Consider the following 17577-nt stretch of genomic DNA (forward strand, 5'->3'; position numbering starts at 1 on the left):
TTTGGGGTTTAGAGTTTTTTATAAGCGAGAAATTTCTAGAAGGCCTCAAAGAGAATGTACTTTGAGGCCTTAGAATTAATTATTGAGTAGTAAAAGTGAAATTATTCTGACTAACAACAGTCTGACCATAACTATTAGTGACGCTTATCTTCATGGCTCCAGGTGTAAGCCCGGAAGGAACAAGAACTTTTATACTTGAATCAGTAGGCGCAATAATTGGAGTTGCAACAACGGTTCCGAATTTTACGCTATTGTTATAAAGATATGGACCGGGAGTGAAGCCAGTTCCATGAATTGTCACTTCTGTGCCTGCTACCCCAGAGGTTGGTGAAAATGAAGTAATAGAAGGTGCCAAAACCGTAAAGTTGTCGGCTGCAGTAACAGTGGTGTTTCCCGCTCTAACTGATATTTTCACCTCCCCTGTGCTCACCCCGGCTGGTACATTAACTTTAAGTGCAGTTGTACTTGTACTATACGTGGATGTTGTTATTGATCCAAAATACACAGTATAATTATAATTAGGCACAAAATCTCCTTGTATGGTCACCTCTTTGCCGGGAGCCCCGGACGATGGAGAGAAATTGCTGATTGTTATAGGCTTCACTCTAAGTCTTTGTGGTGCCTCAACATTAAATGGTCCACATTTTAAGACTACCTTGTGATCTCCAACGGGAAAGTCATTTGGAATAGTAACATTAATCTGCCCAGTTGAAACAATATTTACATTCGTTGCTGGTACGTCTCCAATAGTAACTGAAATTCCTCCGGGATAATATGAGTTGGAGTTGTAAAAGTTATTTCCGAAGATTGAAAAAGAACTCCCAGCCAGACCAGATGAAGGGGATATTGATGATACTGTTGGTGGTATAAGTGTAAATTCCCCAGGAATGACGGTTTTGATTCCATCAATTTCTACTGCAATCTGGAATTTCTCTTCAGTAACGTTGGAAGGGATCGATACAGTGAGAAGGCCTGAGTTTATGCTAAAATTGCTTGTAGAAGCAACAGACCCGAAGTAAACTCTTAAGGAATTATAAGAATAATAACTTGGTAGATTGGTGGCTGAAATACTAATTGTAGTATTAAGATGACCTGACTTTGGCGAGAAATCATTAAAAGTTGGGATTAGCTTAAAACTACTGCTAAGTTGTGTAATTCCTCCTCCTACATTTACACTAATCGGAATTTGGTTGTAGCTATAAGAGGAGCTGTTTATGCCGGAAGGAACTTCAACGACAATTTTTGAAGAATTAATACTGACAATATTAGCTGAAACATTTGCGAACGTTACCTGGACTTCGTCTTTACTTAATGAATAAAAGTTTCCTGAAAGTGTTATTTGGTCTCCTGTTTTACCATAGGATGGGCTAACCGAAGAAACTGCAGTGTTTGGAAGTTGGACAGAAACAACAGAACCGTAAGCAGTCCCGTTCTCATCTGTCAAATATGCTCTAACAAAAACAGTACGATCGTAACTTGAGGAACTGGTAACAGTAAATTCAGAACTTATAGTTTGTTCATTTACATTCGCTCCAAGAGAAACTTTTGTTCCTGCCCCTGCAGTTACGGCAGAGCTCGAACCGTACAGAAAGCCATGGTCGATTATCTTGAACGAACCTTTGTGAACAATTTCTCCAGTAGCCTTAACTTTTGCAGGAGAAATGGCCTGAACGTTAATTGTTCTGATTTCCGGATGAGATTCTTCATCTTTTTTGCATCCCACTAGAACACATAAAAAGAGAATGAGACAAGTAAGGGAGTAAAGACTCTTTGGTAATATGATTTTCATTGTGACTTAAGATTGATTAGAAGATATAACCTATGCGGATACCGTTCATTAATGTCGGCCCAAAAGATAAACTTTTGTTTTTCAGCACTGGGTCATTTATAGGAGTAGTACTTGTATTTCCTGTTTGCGTGATCTCGGTGTCCTTGTATTTCGTCGAATTAATTCCAAAATTAAACTCGTAGCCTAGGAAGAAATTTTTGGCCATATAGAAGTCAAATCCTGTTATTAAATGCAAGCCTACTCGGGTGTACCCATAATCGCTCGGGTTTATTGAGTATAAAACTTGGGTCGAAGATCCATTATAGTAAGTATAAGGAATTGGACTTGCCCAGCTGTTTTTGTACTCGGTAACTACTTGGCCGCTCGTTATCTTTTGATTAGCTGATCTATCTGTAACAGATATGTCAACCCCAATAAAAGGAGATAACCTTCTGGTTCCTTTAAAATGCTTCTCGAAACCAATATTTGCTCCTATAGTAAAACTTTCACGTTTGCTTTCATAGTTGGCATTTGTGTTAGTTCCGTAATAGTTTTTACTGGAAAATGTTGAGTCAACAGAGCTTGCGTTAAATCCGACTCTTATTGCAAAGTCTGGCTTAGTAAAAAACCTAAATTTGATTTGATTAAGAGAATTATTAAGCTTTAGGTCCCCTTTGAAAGGGTTGAAGTTCAGTTCAGTTGAAATAGCTCCCCGATTGGCTTTTAACTGGTCTTCATTGTGCGTTTTTGTTTTTTTTTGTCTAACAGTTTTCTGTTCAGGTTGGGACTCTTGTCCATTTGCAAAGAAGGCACTCAGGCATACTGCCATAGTGATTAAGGTTTTTTTCATCATACAAGTTTAAATTGGTGGTAAAATTAATAGAAATTGATTCAACCCATAATTAATTCTTGTTAATTTATTTATCAAAGATTAAAAGTTTGGTTTGATGTACTTAAATGCACTTTTCTCATGACAGTGCATGACAGAAGAATATAATTGCTTCTGTAATTTTACCAGCATAAACAACAATTAGAACCATACAAACGAAATGCAAGCAATTTTTGGTGTTATTTTTCACTTCATAGGCGGGTTCGCCTCGGGGAGTTTCTATATCCCATACAAAAAGGTAAAAGGATGGGCGTGGGAAAGTTATTGGATTGTGGGTGGAATTTTTTCATGGCTTATAGTGCCTCCATTAGCTGCTTATCTTACAATTCCTAACTTCTTCGAAATTATTAAGGGAACAGATAGTGGTATTCTTGGTTTGACGTATTTGTTCGGAGTTCTTTGGGGAATAGGTGGTTTAACCTACGGTTTAGGGGTTAGGTATTTAGGGGTTTCTTTAGGCAGTTCAATCATTTTGGGTTTATGTTCTGTTTTCGGAGCTCTTATTCCATCTATTTATTATGATTTAAACCCAACTGAGGGGAAAGATACCTTTACTGACCTAATAAGTAATACGTGGGGCCAGGTTGTGCTTCTTGGAATTCTAGTTTGCGTTATCGGTATAATAATAAGTGGTAAGGCTGGTGCGATGAAAGATAAAGACCTGCCAGCCTCAGAAAAAGGAGAGGGTAATGCGGAGTTTAAATTGGGATTAGGTTTGTTGGTTTCGATTATTTCAGGTGTGTTGAGTGCTTGTTTTAATTTCGGAATAGAGGCTGGACATTCAATGGCAGACCTTGCCAATCAACAGTGGAAAGCTGCTAATCCAGGTCCAGATAACTTCCTTTATATGAACAACGTCACTTACGTTGTTATCCTTTGGGGAGGCTTAACTACTAATTTCATCTGGTGCATGTTCCTTAACTCCCGAAATAAAACATTTGGAGACTATGGTAATAGTAAAACGCCTTTGCTAGCCAACTATGTATTTTCTGCACTAGCAGGAACAACATGGTTTTTACAGTTCTTTTTCTATGGAATGGGCGAGAGCCGTTTAGGTAACGGTCCAAGTTCATGGATCCTTCATATGGCTTTCATTATTTTGATTGCCAACACGTGGGGATTAGTACTGAAAGAATGGAAAGGGGTTTCTAAAAAAACGTATTCAACAATTATTACTGGAATCCTTGTGATCCTTCTTTCAATTCTGATAGTTGGATATGGGAATTCACTTAAATAACGTACAGTACCAGGATTGGCGTGGGGTACGCCTGTCCATAAAATAAATTAATAAATTGTAATAATTAACATGTCTGTCCAAACAACACGTTTTAAACACGTTAGCTACCTATGGGACGAAGCTAAAGCCGCAGAATTAGCAGGTGATGAAGTAGCTTTATTAATCTACCGCTCCAATTTACTGGGAGCAGATTTAAGGTTAACAAACTATGGTGGTGGAAACACTTCATGTAAGGCAATCGCCAAGGATCCTTTAAGTGGTGAAGAAACTGAAGTAATGTGGATTAAAGGTTCAGGTGGTGATATCGGTACCTTAACGAGAAGTGGTTTAGCTGCTTTGTATGTAGACCGTTTAAGAAGCCTGAAAAATGTTTACCGTGGTATCGAGCACGAAGATGAGATGGTAGAACTTTTCAATCATTGTATCTACGATCTTAGCTCTAAAGCTCCATCAATTGATACTCCATTACATGGATTCCTTCCATTCAAACATATCGACCACTTACACCCGGATGCAGCTATCGCAATTGCAGCTGCAAAAGATGGTAAAAAGATCACTGAAGAATTATTTGGTGGAACTATTGGTTGGGTAGAGTGGCAGAAGCCTGGTTTCGACCTAGGCCTTCAACTGCGTCAGTGTCTGGATGAAAACCCGGGTATTCGTGGTATCATGTTAGGTTCTCACGGTTTATTTACATGGGGTGATACAGCTTATGAAAGTTATATCAACACATTAGAGGTAATTGAAAAATGTGCGGAGTTTCTTGAGGAGAACTATGGTAAAAAGGGAGAGGTTTTTGGTGGCCAAAAAATCCAGTCGCTTCCACAAGACCAACGTAAGAAGCAAGCTGCTGCAATTGCTCCAATTTTAAGAGGGTTCTGCTCAAGCGAGCGTCATATGATCGGTCATTTTACTGATGATCCTCGCGTTCTTGAATTTATCAACTCTAACGATCTTGATAGGTTGGCTCCTCTTGGAACAAGTTGTCCAGATCACTTCTTGCGGACTAAGATCAGCCCTTTGGTGCTAGATCTGACACCTGATGCTGACCTTTCTGATGTAGCTTCTTTAAAAGAAAAATTAGCTCCTGCGTTTGAAGCTTACCGAGCTATGTACACAGAGTACTATAATACTTGCAAACATCCAAATAGTCCGGCTATCCGCGACGCAAACCCGGTAATTATCCTTTATCCTGGTGTTGGTATGTTCGCTTTCTCAAAAGATAAGCAAACTGCACGTGTTGCTGCTGAATTTTATACTAACGCAATTAATGTAATGAAAGGTGCAGAAGCAATTTCTGAATATACTTCATTACCTCGCCAGGAAGCATTTAATATAGAGTACTGGTTGTTAGAAGAAGCGAAGTTGCAACGTATGCCAAAGCCTAAAGCTCTTTCTGGTAAGATTGCTTTAATTACCGGTAGTGCGGGTGGTATAGGTAAAGCTATTGCGAAAAAATTTGTTGAAGAAGGTGCTGTTGTAGTCCTTAACGATATGAATGCCGAGCGTTTGCAAGGTGCTGGTGATGAATTCAAAGCTAAATACGGAAAAGATTCATACGCAACAGCTGTTCTTGACGTTACCAATGGTGGTCAGATCCAGGAAGCAATGGAAGTAGCTGCTTTGGCATTTGGTGGTGTAGATATTGTTATCAACAATGCAGGTCTTTCTATTTCTAAAACCATTCAGGATCATACAGAAAAAGATTGGGATTTACTATATGATGTATTGGTAAAAGGCCAGTTTTTCATAACCCAGGCTGCAGTTGAAGTAATGCGTAAGCAAGCTATTGGTGGTGATGTTATCAATATCGTTAGTAAAAATGCATTAGTAAGTGGTCCAAACAATGCTGGTTATGGTAGCGCTAAAGCAGCTCAGCTACACCTTAGCCGCTTAAATGCTGCTGAACTAGGTGGTGATAACATCCGCGTTAACGTTGTTAATCCTGATGCCGTTATTAGTGATTCTAATATCTGGGCTGGTGGATGGGCTGAAGGCCGTGCTAAAGCCTACGGAATTACCGTAGCCGAATTGCCAGCTTACTATGCAAAACGCACATTGCTAAACCAGATTATCCTTCCAGATGATATCGCAAACGCTTGTTTTGCTTTCGTTGGTGGATTATTGCACAAATCAACCGGAAACGTATTAAACGTTGATGGCGGTGTTGCAATGGCATTTGTTAGATAATACTTAGTCAGAAAGACTGGAAGTCGGAAAAGTCCGAAGGATTGTGAGATCAATCATTTTGCATCTTATTTTTCTTTCGGACTTTCGGACCTCCGACTTTCGGACTTCCGAATAAACGACTATTAATAAACCATGAAACTAGAAAAGTATCAGATTGAGGAGCATAACAACCAGTTAGCTCAACAGCATGAAAGAAAATTTCAGTTCACAGCTGAGGAAATTGCAGGCGCAGAACAGATCATTGAAAAACTAATTAAATTTCAAATTGCTATCCCTAGCTGGGCACTAGGAACAGGAGGAACGCGTTTTGGACGATTTTCTGGTGGTGGTGAACCTCGCGCTTTAGAGGAAAAAATCGAAGATATTGCTTTACTTCATCAATTAAATCAATCAAGCGGGGCTGTTTCACTTCATATACCATGGGACATCCCTTCAAATCCGGCGGCAATTAAGGCTTTGGCTGCTCAGAACGGAATTCGTTTTGATGCTGTAAACTCAAATACTTTCCAGGATCAGCCAAATCAGCAGTACAGCTACAAATTTGGTTCTTTACACCATGTGGACAAGGCTGTTCGTAAGCAAGCAGTAGAGCATAATATAGAGGTAATTAAACATGGTGTGGAGTTGGGATCAGATGCCTTAACAGTTTGGTTAGCTGATGGATCTTGTTTCCCTGGCCAGTTGAACTTCCGCAAAGCCTTTAATAATACGCTGGAAAGTTTACAGGAGATCTACTCTGCCCTTCCAGAAAACTGGAAAGTGTTGGTTGAGTACAAACCATTTGAACCTAATTTTTATTCAACTACCATTGGTGATTGGGGACAGTCATTATTGTTGGCTAACAAGTTAGGTCCAAAGGCTAAAACTCTTGTAGATTTAGGTCACCATTTACCCAATGCCAATATTGAGCAAATCGTAGCTCTTTTGTTAAACGAAGGCAAGTTGGGTGGTTTCCACTTTAACGATTCCAAGTATGCGGATGATGACGTAACTGTTGGCAGTATAAAGCCATACCAGTTATTCTTGATCTTTAACGAACTTGTGGATGGACTAGATGCTGCGGGTCTTGATCATGCTACCGGTTTAGGTTGGATGATTGATGCTTCCCATAATGTAAAGGATCCTCTTGAAGACCTCTTACAGTCGGTTGAGGCTATTATGATTGCATATGCACAAGCACTTTCAGTAGACCGGAATGCTTTAGAAGCAGCTCGTGATGCTAATGACGTTGTAACTGCACAAGATATCCTTCAGAATGCATTTCGCACAGATGTTCGTGCATTAGTAGCTGAAGCAAGACGTCGTTCTGGTGCTGCTATCGCTCCTGTTCAGTTATTCCGCGATTTGAAAATACGCGAACAGTTAATTGGAGAAAGAGGTCTTAAAACAGTAGCAACTGGTTTATAACAATTCAAGTTTGAGACTCTAGGGACTACCTAAGGTCTCAAATCTTTTTTATTTATAAAATTACTTGCGGGATGAATTGAGCAGCATGCAAATTCAGATCCCGCATTTCATATCTTAAAATATGGGGAAGATACCTGTAATTGCAGTATTTGATATTGGAAAGACTAATAAAAAGCTTTTTTTCTTCGATGAAACGTACAAGATCGTACTTGAAAGAACAGCCAGGTTCGACGAAACGACAGATGAGGATGGAGATCCCTGTGAAAATCTTGATTTCTTAACGTCATGGGTAAAGGAAGTGCTAGGAGAGGTAATTAAGCTTGAAAAGTTTGATATAAAAGGAATAAATTTTTCGGCTTATGGGGCAAGTTTTGTTCATATAGATGATGAAGGGAACCCACTAACTCCTCTTTATAATTACCTCAAGCCTTTTCCGGACAATTTGAAAGAGAATTTCTACAAAGAATATGGGGGCGAGCTTCAGGTATCTACAGAAACAGCATCACCTGTTTTAGGTAATCTAAACTCAGGAATGCAGTTATTCAGACTGAAGCATCAAAAACCAGAGCTTTTTTCCAAAATCAAATATTCATTACACCTTCCACAGTATTTAAGTTTCCTGATTACAGGAAAAGCATATTCTGATATTACAAGTATAGGTTGTCATACTAATTTGTGGAACTTTACAGCAAATCATTACCACGAGTGGGTAAAGAAGGAAGGTATAGCAGAGAAATTAGCTCCTCTTTACCCTTCTGATTCTGCCGTAGAGGTTAGCGTAGAAGAGCTGAAACGGTTCGTAGGTATTGGCCTTCACGACAGTTCAGCAGCTTTAATTCCATTTTTTACCAGCTTCCAGGAACCTTTCACTTTATTGTCTACTGGGACATGGTGTGTAACTTTAAATCCATTCAATTCATCTCCTTTAACTCAAGAGGAGTTGAAATCCGACTGCCTTTGCTACATTAGCTACAAAGGTAAGCCGGTTAAAGCTTCGAGAGTTTTTGCAGGAAACGAGCATGAACAACAGTCCAAAAGAATTGCTGCTCATTTCAACAAGCCAGAAGACTTCTACAAGAAGATTAAATATAATTCTACTACAATTAGCAGGCTTCAAGAAAAAAATGATTCAGCTAAGTTAGTATTAGATTCAGCGAAATTAGCCACCTCCGCCTTTGCAAATCGTGATTTGAGTTCTTTTGTTAATATAGAAGATGCTTATCATCAATTGGTTATAGACCTTGTTGCCCTTCAAACCGAGTCGACCCGTATGGTTTTGAATGATGAGGTAAAACGTATTTTTGTGGATGGAGGATTCAGCAAGAATGAAATTTTTATGCAGTTATTAGCTGCTGCGTTTCCAGATAAAGAAGTATTTGCGGCATCTGTCGCACAGGCGACATCTCTCGGTGCTGCTTTATCTATACACAAACACTGGAATTCGAGATCGCTTCCTTCTAACATAATTGAATTAAAGTTTTTTTCAGCTTCACAGGAGTTAATAATATGATAGTTGGGTTATTTGTTCCCTGTTACGTTGATCAATTCTACCCTAATGCAGGGATAGCAACATTACAGCTACTTGAGAAATTTGGCGTTGAGGTTGAGTATCCCTCAAAGCAGACCTGCTGCGGGCAGCCCATGGCAAATTCTGGGTTTGAGCATTTAACTGGAGAATGTGATGAGCTATTTACAGAAAGCTTTGCTAAGTACGATTATGTCGTAGCTCCTTCCGGGAGCTGTGTTCTCCATTTGAAAGAGCACCTGCATTCCAAGAAAAATCCTGAGGCGGCTGAAAGGCTTCGGGGAAAGGTGTTTGAGCTCGTCGAGTTTCTAACCGACGTTCTTAAAGTAAAAGATCTTAAAGCAAGGTTCCCTCATAAAGTTGGTGTCCACCAAAGTTGCCATGGATTAAGAGGCTTAAAATTGTCTCAGATGACAGAACTGGTGGAGCCTGGATTTTCCAAGCCCGAGTACCTACTTAATTTCGTGGAAGGTTTAGAGCTTATAGATCTTACCCGAAAAGACGAATGCTGCGGTTTTGGCGGAACTTTTTGTGTGGCTGAAGAAGCCGTATCGTCTAAAATGGGTAAAGATCGCGTAGCCGATCACATCCAAAATGGCGCAGAATATATTACCGGCGCAGATCTATCCTGTCTTATGCACATGGAGGGGATTTTGAGACGGCAAAAGAGCAATGTGAAGGTCATTCATATTGCTGAGATACTAAACGCAGAATAGTTCAGTATTCATCTACAAGAAACAGTTATTAGAGGGTCAGATAAGCAAACACTATATTGCCGTTCTGACTAATGTTGTTAAGCTTATGAATGTGGAAACGAAAGACCATTCTGGTCTAGCAGATATATTTAATCAAAACGAACTGCGGGTTAACTGGCATGATGAAACATTATGGTTTATCAGGTCGAAAAGGGATAAAGCCGCTCATGGACTTCCGGAATGGGAACTACTGCGGGAAACCGCCTCTCAGATAAAACATAACGTTCTATCGAATCTGGATGTTTATTTAGAGCAGTTTGAGTCAAATGCTAAAGCAAATGGAATTACAGTTCATTGGGCTGCAAATGCAAAGGAACATAATGAGATAGTTCATTCTATTCTGAAGAAGCACAATATTAACAGGATGATGAAAAGTAAGTCCATGTTAACAGAAGAGTGCCACCTAAATGACTATTTAAAGAAGAACGGCGTTGAAGTTATTGATACAGATCTTGGTGAGCGTATTGTTCAATTAGCTGATGAACCTCCAAGTCACATTGTATTGCCGTGTATTCATAAGAAAAAAGAAGAGATCGGCGATCTGTTCCATATCCATCTTGGCACGGCAGCAGGTGAGGCCGATCCCCAGGTATTGACCGAAGCAGCGCGTCAGCATCTTCGTGAAACCTTTGTAACTAGAAGGCTTTCATTAACGGGAGTAAATTTTGCCGTGGCAGAAACAGGTGAGTTCGTTGTTTGTACAAATGAAGGTAACGCGGATATGGCGTCTCATCTTGCAGACGTCCACATTGCTTGCATGGGGATTGAAAAACTGATTCCTCAACGTAAGCATCTAAGCGTGTTTTTACGATTACTAACCCGTAGTGCTACAGGTCAACCTATCACCACTTATTCAAGTCATTTTAAGAAGCCTCGTCCTGGTCAGGAAATGCATATTGTCCTGGTGGACAATGGAAGAACAGTACAGCTGGGTAGAGAAGATTTTAGGAATTCGTTAAAGTGTATTCGTTGTGGAGCCTGTATGAATACTTGTCCGGTTTACAGGAGAAGTGGAGGACACAGTTATCATAACGCTATTGCTGGTCCTATCGGGTCTATTCTTGCTCCAAACCTGGATATGAAAGAGTACGCCGACCTTCCTTTCGCTTCTACTCTTTGCGGTTCATGTTCCAATGTTTGTCCGGTAAAAATTGATATTCACGATCAGCTATATAAATGGAGGCAAGTTTTGGTAAAGGAGGGACACGTTAGTCCTGTTAAGGCAATGGGTATGCGGGCTATGGCGCTTACTTTCTCAATGCCAAAGTTTTTCTCATTTGCAGGAAAAGCCGGAAGAACGGTAATGAAGTATTTTCCTTCTGTTGTCAATAACAAACTTAATCCCTGGTATAAAGAGCGCGAAATGCCGGCACCACCTAAGCAATCCTTCCGGGAATGGTACGCTAAGGAAAGAGGAGTTAAATAGACAAGGAAGTTACAAAGTTTAAGGTAGATTTGAATTACGGTTATACAAGATAGAATATGCATTTGTATAATGGTGTAGATCCAAGTACATTGGTAATCTAAGTTATATCGTTGTATCGAAAGCTATATCGATGTAATCAAAACTCAATCAGTGTAATCATATTATTTATGAGTAGTCGCGAAAAGATTTTAACAGCAATACGAGCCAACAAGCCAGGTCAAAGGGAATTACCCGAAGTCAATATCCCTGTCTCTTATGAAGGACTAGTAGAGAAGTTTACACAAATAGCTACCGCCATCGGAGCTCAGGTTTTTGCTGTAGACCGCATCACAGATATAAAAGCTAAGCTGGCAGAAATATTCAGTCCATCAAAAAGATGGGTGTCTTCAATGGTAGAGTTTGGTGATGTAGCAGAAACATCAATTGCTGAAGTAGATCCTCACACTCTCGAAGACGTGGAACTGTCTATTATCGAAGCTGTTCTAGGCGTAGCCGAAAATGGTGCGTCGTGGATTCCAGAGCAAAATTTGCCTCAACGAATCGTACCATTCATTTGCCAGCATCTTGCTATTATCGTTCCAGCTAATAAGATTGTTCCTACGCTTCATCAGGCGTATGAAATCACTGCTGGTTCTGAGTATGGCTACGGGGCGTTCATAGCGGGACCTTCCAAAACAGCAGATATCGAACAATCATTGGTACTGGGTGCACATGGCCCACGCAGTCTAACTATTTTTATTCTTTCTTAAGCATAAAACATGATAGAACGGGTTGCAGATATGTAACTTTAGTATTAAGTTTACTTTATAACCAATTTGTTACGCTAACCAATTAGAAAGAGGACTTTCTAGTGCTACTGTAACCTAAGTATAAGGTGCTGATGACAAAGACTAAAAACTTATCTGACGAAGTTCTTATAGGATTACTTAAAGATGGAGATGTAGCCGCTTTTGAAGAAGTATATAATCGCTACTGGGAAAAGCTCTATAATGCAGCAGCAAAGCGGGTAAGCGCAACAGAAAGTGCAGAAGAGATTGTCCAAGACTTTTTTACCAGTTTATGGTGTAACAGAGCAAAAGTCAAAATACACAGCTGTTTTAATAATTACGCCTTCAGTTCCATAAGGTATTTAGTTTATAATCACTACCAAAAGGAATCTTTACGAAAAGCTTATCAGGAGAGCCGTCTTAAGTCGTCTGTCATGGAGGATAACTCAACGGAAGAATTTATAGCTTTAAAAGAACTTAGTTATGTGCTTGAGGAAGGAGTAGAGAAGCTTCCCTCAAAATGCAAAACTGTTTACGAGCTTAGCCGTAAGGAGTATAAGAACAATAAAGAAATTGCCGCTCTTTTAGGAATATCTGAAAAGACGGTAGAGAACCATCTAACTAAAGCCCTTAGAAATATTAGGTTGAGCCTCAGAGACGCCCTGTCTCTTACAGCCCTGATTTTTAATTTCATATTCCGAAACTAGACCCGTAAAAAAATCGGCTTCAGCTTTTTTATCAGATCAAGTAATAAAAATTTATTTAGCGCAAGTAGGGGATAGAAAAGGTTTGGCCCACTGTAAAGTAACTTGCGACCCTAAAGTTATTCAAATGAAGCCGAAGGCACCATCAGAGTTAATAGACAAGTTCCTGAAGGGGAAATGTAGCCAGGAGGAGGAGGAGAGATTGTACCGGTGGTATGATTCTTTCGAAAACCTCTCTAATCCTACAACTCATTACTCTGAGGAGGAGAAGGCCCGGCTTAGGGAGAAGATGTTCGGGCAAATAGCTGCACAATTGAATATCGATCCGGAACTGTATCCTAGGAAAAAAAACGCAGTATCTTTGTTATATCGGACGCTGGCCGGAGTAGCGGCAATGTTATTTTTGGCCATTTCCATTACTTTTTATTTTCAACAAACCTCCGTTACAAAGAAGGGAATTGTCCTACCTACCTATGTTTCTGTTAAAAATTCATCCAGAAGCCTTAAAAAGCACGTTTTCCCCGATGGTAGCATTGCTTGGATGAGGCCTTTTGCTCAGATTTCGTACAGGAAGGATTATAATAGCGCGTCCAGCAGAGATGTAACAATGCAGGGTGAGGCGTTCTTTGAGGTGGCTAAAAATCCGAAACGTCCCTTTATTATCAAAACCGGTGATGTATACACTAAAGTTCTTGGGACTAGTTTTAATGTAAGGTGCAATGTTGGAACTGAAGAGACAGAGGTATCTGTTGTGACTGGTAAGGTTATGGTTTATACTTTAATCCCCAATACAGACAATGTAAAACAGAGGACTTTCTTGTTGCCAAAGGAGAGTGTTGTAGCATCTGTGGCCGAAGTAAAGCTTGAGAAAAGGGCTGAAACGAACAATGCTATGAGTATTTGGCGAAAGGAGACACTTTCCTTCAATAACACCCCAGTAAAGGACGTTGTAAAGGCCCTGAATGAACGATTTGCATCAAAGATCCAAATTAAAGATTCTACTATAAATCAATATCAATTGAAAGCAGACTTTACTAATGTGAATCTGCCATCAGTTCTCGAACTACTATCTAAATCATTAGGAATTACCTATGAAATTAATGAAAGCGGCATAACGATGTCTAAACCAATTGACTAACTAACCATTTATTTAATCAAAATTCTCAGATATGATATAAACAAAAGCAGAAGATCTCTTTCATAAAAAGTTAAGAAGTGTGGGGGCACTCCTTAACTCAAAACCATTGATTAAACCGAGTTGAAAACTTCGGATAGGTTTTTTATTGTCTCATTCTTTGTAAAAATAAAACAAACTAATGTATGAAATTTTTTTCAGACCTCTCAAGTGACCTGCGTTATATTATGAGAATAACATTAAGCCAACTGATAATTGCAATTATACTGAGTGGAGTTTCTTATGCTTCAAATGGCATAGCCCAGGGTATATTAGACAATTCAGTTAAGATAGAAAAAACATCGTCATCCTTGCTTGATGTTCTTGAAAGCATCGAAAAGGTAGCCGCTGTAAAATTCGTATATAGTAAAAATCTGATCGACCTAAATCAGGAAGTTGATCTGTCAGCGAATAATGAAAAACTCTCGGACGTTCTTGATCTTATTTTAAAACCTAGGGGAATTAATTATGAAGCCTTTGAAAATCAAATTGTATTAAGCAGGCTTAAATCAGTAGATATTGCTAGAAAAAGCGTTTCCGATATCACACTGACAGGAACGGTGACTTCAACAAAGGGAGAAACTCTGCCGGGTGTAAGTGTGAAGATCAAAGGAACTGCAATCGGTGCATCTACTAATGTTAATGGCGCTTACTCCATTAAAGTACCAACAGCCCAAGCCAATGGTACACTTGTTTTTACGTTCGTTGGTTTTACCACCCTGGAAGTACCGATCAATGGCAGAACGGTAATAAACGTAACGCTTGAAGAAAATGTGAAATCTTTGAACGAAGTTGTTGTGGTTGGTTATGGAACACAAAGAAAAGGGAGCGTAGCGCAAGCTATCACTTCCGTTGATATGGCAGATCTTAAACAAGTTCCTGTGACCAATGTTAGTACAGCCCTGCAAGGCCGCGTTCCTGGCTTGGTTGCTACTCAAGGATCATATCGGCCTGGTTCTGGAGCTTCTATTCGCATTAGAGGGAACCGTTCCCTAACGGCAACAAATGATCCCTTGTACGTGGTTGACGGTATTCCAATAACTTATAGTATAGATGATATCAACCCACTTGATATTGAATCAATAGACGTTTTAAAGGATGCTGCCGCAACAGCTATTTATGGATCAAGAGGAGCGAATGGTGTAATCCAGGTAACCACCAAGAAAGGCAGAAGCGGAAGATTTACCATTGATTACAGTGGAAATACCTCAGCAGAGGAGATACTGAGAAAACTAGAAGTATACAATGGGGCCGAATTTGCCCAGTTTCGAAGAGACGCCTATATAGGTTCTGGTGTTTATAACTCTACTTCAAGTTCAAATAATGCTGCCAGACGTTATTTTCCTGATCCTGCTGCCGATTATTCTGCCTTTAATAGTACAGATAAAGCACTATGGAATAATGTAGCACAGGGTTATACATTTAAACAACTCGATCCAGCTAACGGGATTTTTGTTGCAGAGACACGACCTACAACTGCAGAGGAAAAGGCTCTTTTGCAACGCTTGGGATATCCCGTTTTAGATGAGGTAGCTATTTATGACCCATCAAAAATTACGACGTTCAACTGGGGAGATGCAGCATTAAGAACAGGAACCACCCAAAACCATAACATCTCTATCACTGGGGGAGCAGAAAAGCTTAATAGCGCTTTTGGCGGAGGGTATTTTAAGCAAAAGGGTATATTGCCAGGACAAGATTATACCCGGTATAGTTTGTCTAACAGTAACAATATTAAACCGCTTAAATTCTTAAGTATTGGAACAAATGTTAATTATTCTAATGCTATTCAAAATCAGGGCCCGGATGTGTATTCAGCTGCCACCGGACAATTTCCTTTGGCCCAACCATATGACGCTAATGGGAACTTCATATTTAATCCCGGCGGAGACTCACAAGTTGTAAATCCTTTAAATGATCCAAATACTGTATTTAACGAATTTAGAATTAACCGTCTCCTGTCAAATATTTCCGCTCAGGTAAATATTGTGAAAGGACTAAGTTATAGAAGCGCTTTAGGTCTTGACCTGAATAATGTTCGGCGAGGAGTATTTAATGGATCAGTATCCTCTGTAAGACAAGGTAATGCTCCGAATGCTCAGAGAATGTCTGAGAATAGCTTTGTATGGACACTGCAAAACCAGTTGAACTATAACATTACCATACGTACTAAACATGATCTTTCAGCTACTGTTGTGTCTGAGTTGAGAAAAGAGCGTCGGGAATTAGACACACTAAGAGCGGAAAACCTTACTTATGAAAGTCAGAAATGGTATGCACTTCAAAATAACTCCCAGGGAAATGTAGTTAATACAGGTAATTATTTCCAAAGTAATCTGGCTTCAGTTCTTGGCCGGGTTAATTACTCTTACGCTGGTAAATATATTTTTACTGCAGCATTGCGGCTAGATGCCGCCTCAGTTCTGGCAGAGGGAAATAATAAAGAGTACTTCCCTTCTGCTTCAGTTGCATGGCGTCTCGACCAGGAAGATTTTATAAAAAATATTCCTCAGATTGAACAGTTGAAGATTAGAGCTGGTTTTGGAGCCGTAGGTAATTCAGGTATTAACCCATTCCAAACAAGGGGTGTATTGTCGGGCAATCCATCATACTATAATTTTGGCGGTAATGTAGCTTTAGGTTACTACCCGGTTGGTTTGCCTTTACCCGATCTTCATTGGGAAAGGACCAACACCAAGAACCTCGGTATCGATTATGGATTCTTTAAAGGTAAGATTTCCGGTTCTATTGATGTTTATGAATCCAACTCAAATAATATTCAAAGAAAGTCATTACCAGCTGCGGGTGGCTACACATCGATGCTAGTGAACCTGGGAAAAGTGCGAAATAGAGGTATTGAGTTAGCTTTGTCGACAGTAAACATCGATAGGTCTCAGAATAAACGGGGCTTCAAATGGACAAGCGATTTTGCTTTTACGAGGAATAGGGAAGCAATTGTGGAGCTAAATGAAACCGGTTCAAATGATATTGCCAATCAATGGTTTTACGGACAGCCAGTAAGGAATTACTACGACTTTAAATCCGAGGGAGTTTTTCAGTACGCAGATACTCTCGCCGGAGGAATTTTAAAGGATTACTTCTGGAAAAAAGCAGGTAATAGGTCAAATGCAAACTTACAGCCGGGTCGTATAAGGGTAAAGGATATTACTGGGGACACGATCATTACAGATGCGGATAAAATGTCGCTTGGTTCTGCTAATCCAAATTGGACTGCAAGTATTAACAATACATTTTCTTATAAAGGATTTGATCTAAGTGCATTTATTTATATCAGCGATGGGGGCTTGGTAAGAGATATCAGGCCCGGATTGGTTGGCCGTTACCCGGGCGTTAAAGTTAATTACTGGACGCCTACTAATCCGTCTAACGACTATCAGCAACCAAACCGTGGAAGTGATATACCTTTATACTGGCAGTCGCTTTCCTTCAGAGATGCGTCTTACGTTCGTGTAAGGAGTATTTTATTAGCTTACCATATACCTGCACCCTTGCTGAGTAAAATAAAGGTTAACAGCATGACAGTTACTTTCAATGCGTTAAATCCATTCTTATTTAGCAAGTACAAACGATACGATCCGGAAACCGTCCCTTATACATCTACTTATCCTTCCAGTAGTACGGCCAATCCCTCGCCAACATCTTATAGCTATAGAAGCTTCGTGTTTGGTTTAAGGGTAGGTATATAGTTTAATCTTTAACAATAAAGAGGTACAG

12 protein-coding genes are annotated in these 17577 nt (G+C 39.8%); 10 read left to right on the forward strand and 2 right to left on the reverse strand.

The features are described 5' to 3' along the window. Positions 1–79: 79 nt before the first annotated feature. Complete coding sequence (locus tag J4N25_RS10585) at positions 80–1789, reverse strand: IPT/TIG domain-containing protein (RefSeq protein ID WP_207422174.1); 1710 nt, start codon at positions 1787–1789, stop codon at positions 80–82. Positions 1790–1805: 16 nt separating this feature from the next. After that, entirely contained in the window at positions 1806–2621 is an 816-nt protein-coding gene (locus J4N25_RS10590; protein ID WP_207422175.1) for an autotransporter outer membrane beta-barrel domain-containing protein, read from the reverse strand. Between the two features lie 196 nt (positions 2622–2817). Between J4N25_RS10590 and rhaT the strand changes: the two genes are divergently transcribed. The 10 genes from rhaT to J4N25_RS10640 all read left to right on the forward strand — a co-directional run bounded on the left by rhaT (position 2818) and on the right by J4N25_RS10640 (position 17549). After that, positions 2818–3894 carry an L-rhamnose/proton symporter RhaT gene (rhaT, locus tag J4N25_RS10595; protein ID WP_207422176.1) on the forward strand — a complete coding sequence of 359 codons (1077 nt, stop codon included), beginning with the start codon at positions 2818–2820 and terminating at the stop codon, positions 3892–3894. Positions 3895–3963: 69 nt separating this feature from the next. Then, positions 3964–6084 (forward strand): bifunctional aldolase/short-chain dehydrogenase, encoded by a 2121-nt coding sequence (locus J4N25_RS10600; RefSeq protein ID WP_207422177.1) that lies wholly within the window; start codon positions 3964–3966, stop codon positions 6082–6084. Positions 6085–6216: 132 nt separating this feature from the next. After that, positions 6217–7491, forward strand: a complete 1275-nt coding sequence (locus tag J4N25_RS10605) for a sugar isomerase (RefSeq protein ID WP_207422178.1) — start codon at positions 6217–6219, stop codon at positions 7489–7491. A 121-nt stretch (positions 7492–7612) separates the two neighbouring features. Next, positions 7613–9001, forward strand: a complete 1389-nt coding sequence (locus J4N25_RS10610) for an FGGY-family carbohydrate kinase (RefSeq protein WP_207422179.1) — start codon at positions 7613–7615, stop codon at positions 8999–9001. Then, positions 8998–9732, forward strand: a complete 735-nt coding sequence (locus J4N25_RS10615) for a (Fe-S)-binding protein (RefSeq protein ID WP_207422180.1) — start codon at positions 8998–9000, stop codon at positions 9730–9732. The genes J4N25_RS10610 and J4N25_RS10615 overlap by 4 nt, the downstream gene beginning before the upstream one ends. A gap of 85 nt (positions 9733–9817) precedes the next feature. Beyond that, positions 9818–11197 carry a lactate utilization protein B gene (locus tag J4N25_RS10620; protein ID WP_207422181.1) on the forward strand — a complete coding sequence of 460 codons (1380 nt, stop codon included), beginning with the start codon at positions 9818–9820 and terminating at the stop codon, positions 11195–11197. Positions 11198–11364: 167 nt separating this feature from the next. Further along, positions 11365–11946 (forward strand): LutC/YkgG family protein, encoded by a 582-nt coding sequence (locus tag J4N25_RS10625; RefSeq protein WP_207422182.1) that lies wholly within the window; start codon positions 11365–11367, stop codon positions 11944–11946. Between the two features lie 131 nt (positions 11947–12077). Continuing rightward, positions 12078–12671 carry an RNA polymerase sigma-70 factor gene (locus J4N25_RS10630; RefSeq protein WP_207422183.1) on the forward strand — a complete coding sequence of 198 codons (594 nt, stop codon included), beginning with the start codon at positions 12078–12080 and terminating at the stop codon, positions 12669–12671. Between the two features lie 124 nt (positions 12672–12795). Then, positions 12796–13806, forward strand: coding sequence for a FecR family protein (locus J4N25_RS10635; protein ID WP_207422184.1), 1011 nt, complete (start codon positions 12796–12798; stop codon positions 13804–13806). 182 nt (positions 13807–13988) lie between these two features. Then, the gene (locus tag J4N25_RS10640; protein WP_207422185.1) at positions 13989–17549 is read left to right on the forward strand and encodes a TonB-dependent receptor; all 3561 of its coding nucleotides are present in this window, start codon (positions 13989–13991) and stop codon (positions 17547–17549) included. The last annotated feature ends 28 nt before the right edge of the window (positions 17550–17577 follow it).

The sequence above is a fragment of the Desertivirga brevis genome (assembly GCF_017355835.1).

Coding starts and splice junctions, on each gene's coding strand:
- J4N25_RS10585 (WP_207422174.1), bottom strand. CDS start 1,789: ATGAAAATCATATTACCAAAGAGTCTTTACTCCCTTACTTGTCTCATT.
- J4N25_RS10590 (WP_207422175.1), bottom strand. CDS start 2,621: ATGATGAAAAAAACCTTAATCACTATGGCAGTATGCCTGAGTGCCTTC.
- rhaT (WP_207422176.1), top strand. CDS start 2,818: ATGCAAGCAATTTTTGGTGTTATTTTTCACTTCATAGGCGGGTTCGCC.
- J4N25_RS10600 (WP_207422177.1), top strand. CDS start 3,964: ATGTCTGTCCAAACAACACGTTTTAAACACGTTAGCTACCTATGGGAC.
- J4N25_RS10605 (WP_207422178.1), top strand. CDS start 6,217: ATGAAACTAGAAAAGTATCAGATTGAGGAGCATAACAACCAGTTAGCT.
- J4N25_RS10610 (WP_207422179.1), top strand. CDS start 7,613: ATGGGGAAGATACCTGTAATTGCAGTATTTGATATTGGAAAGACTAAT.
- J4N25_RS10615 (WP_207422180.1), top strand. CDS start 8,998: ATGATAGTTGGGTTATTTGTTCCCTGTTACGTTGATCAATTCTACCCT.
- J4N25_RS10620 (WP_207422181.1), top strand. CDS start 9,818: ATGAATGTGGAAACGAAAGACCATTCTGGTCTAGCAGATATATTTAAT.
- J4N25_RS10625 (WP_207422182.1), top strand. CDS start 11,365: ATGAGTAGTCGCGAAAAGATTTTAACAGCAATACGAGCCAACAAGCCA.
- J4N25_RS10630 (WP_207422183.1), top strand. CDS start 12,078: ATGACAAAGACTAAAAACTTATCTGACGAAGTTCTTATAGGATTACTT.
- J4N25_RS10635 (WP_207422184.1), top strand. CDS start 12,796: ATGAAGCCGAAGGCACCATCAGAGTTAATAGACAAGTTCCTGAAGGGG.
- J4N25_RS10640 (WP_207422185.1), top strand. CDS start 13,989: ATGAAATTTTTTTCAGACCTCTCAAGTGACCTGCGTTATATTATGAGA.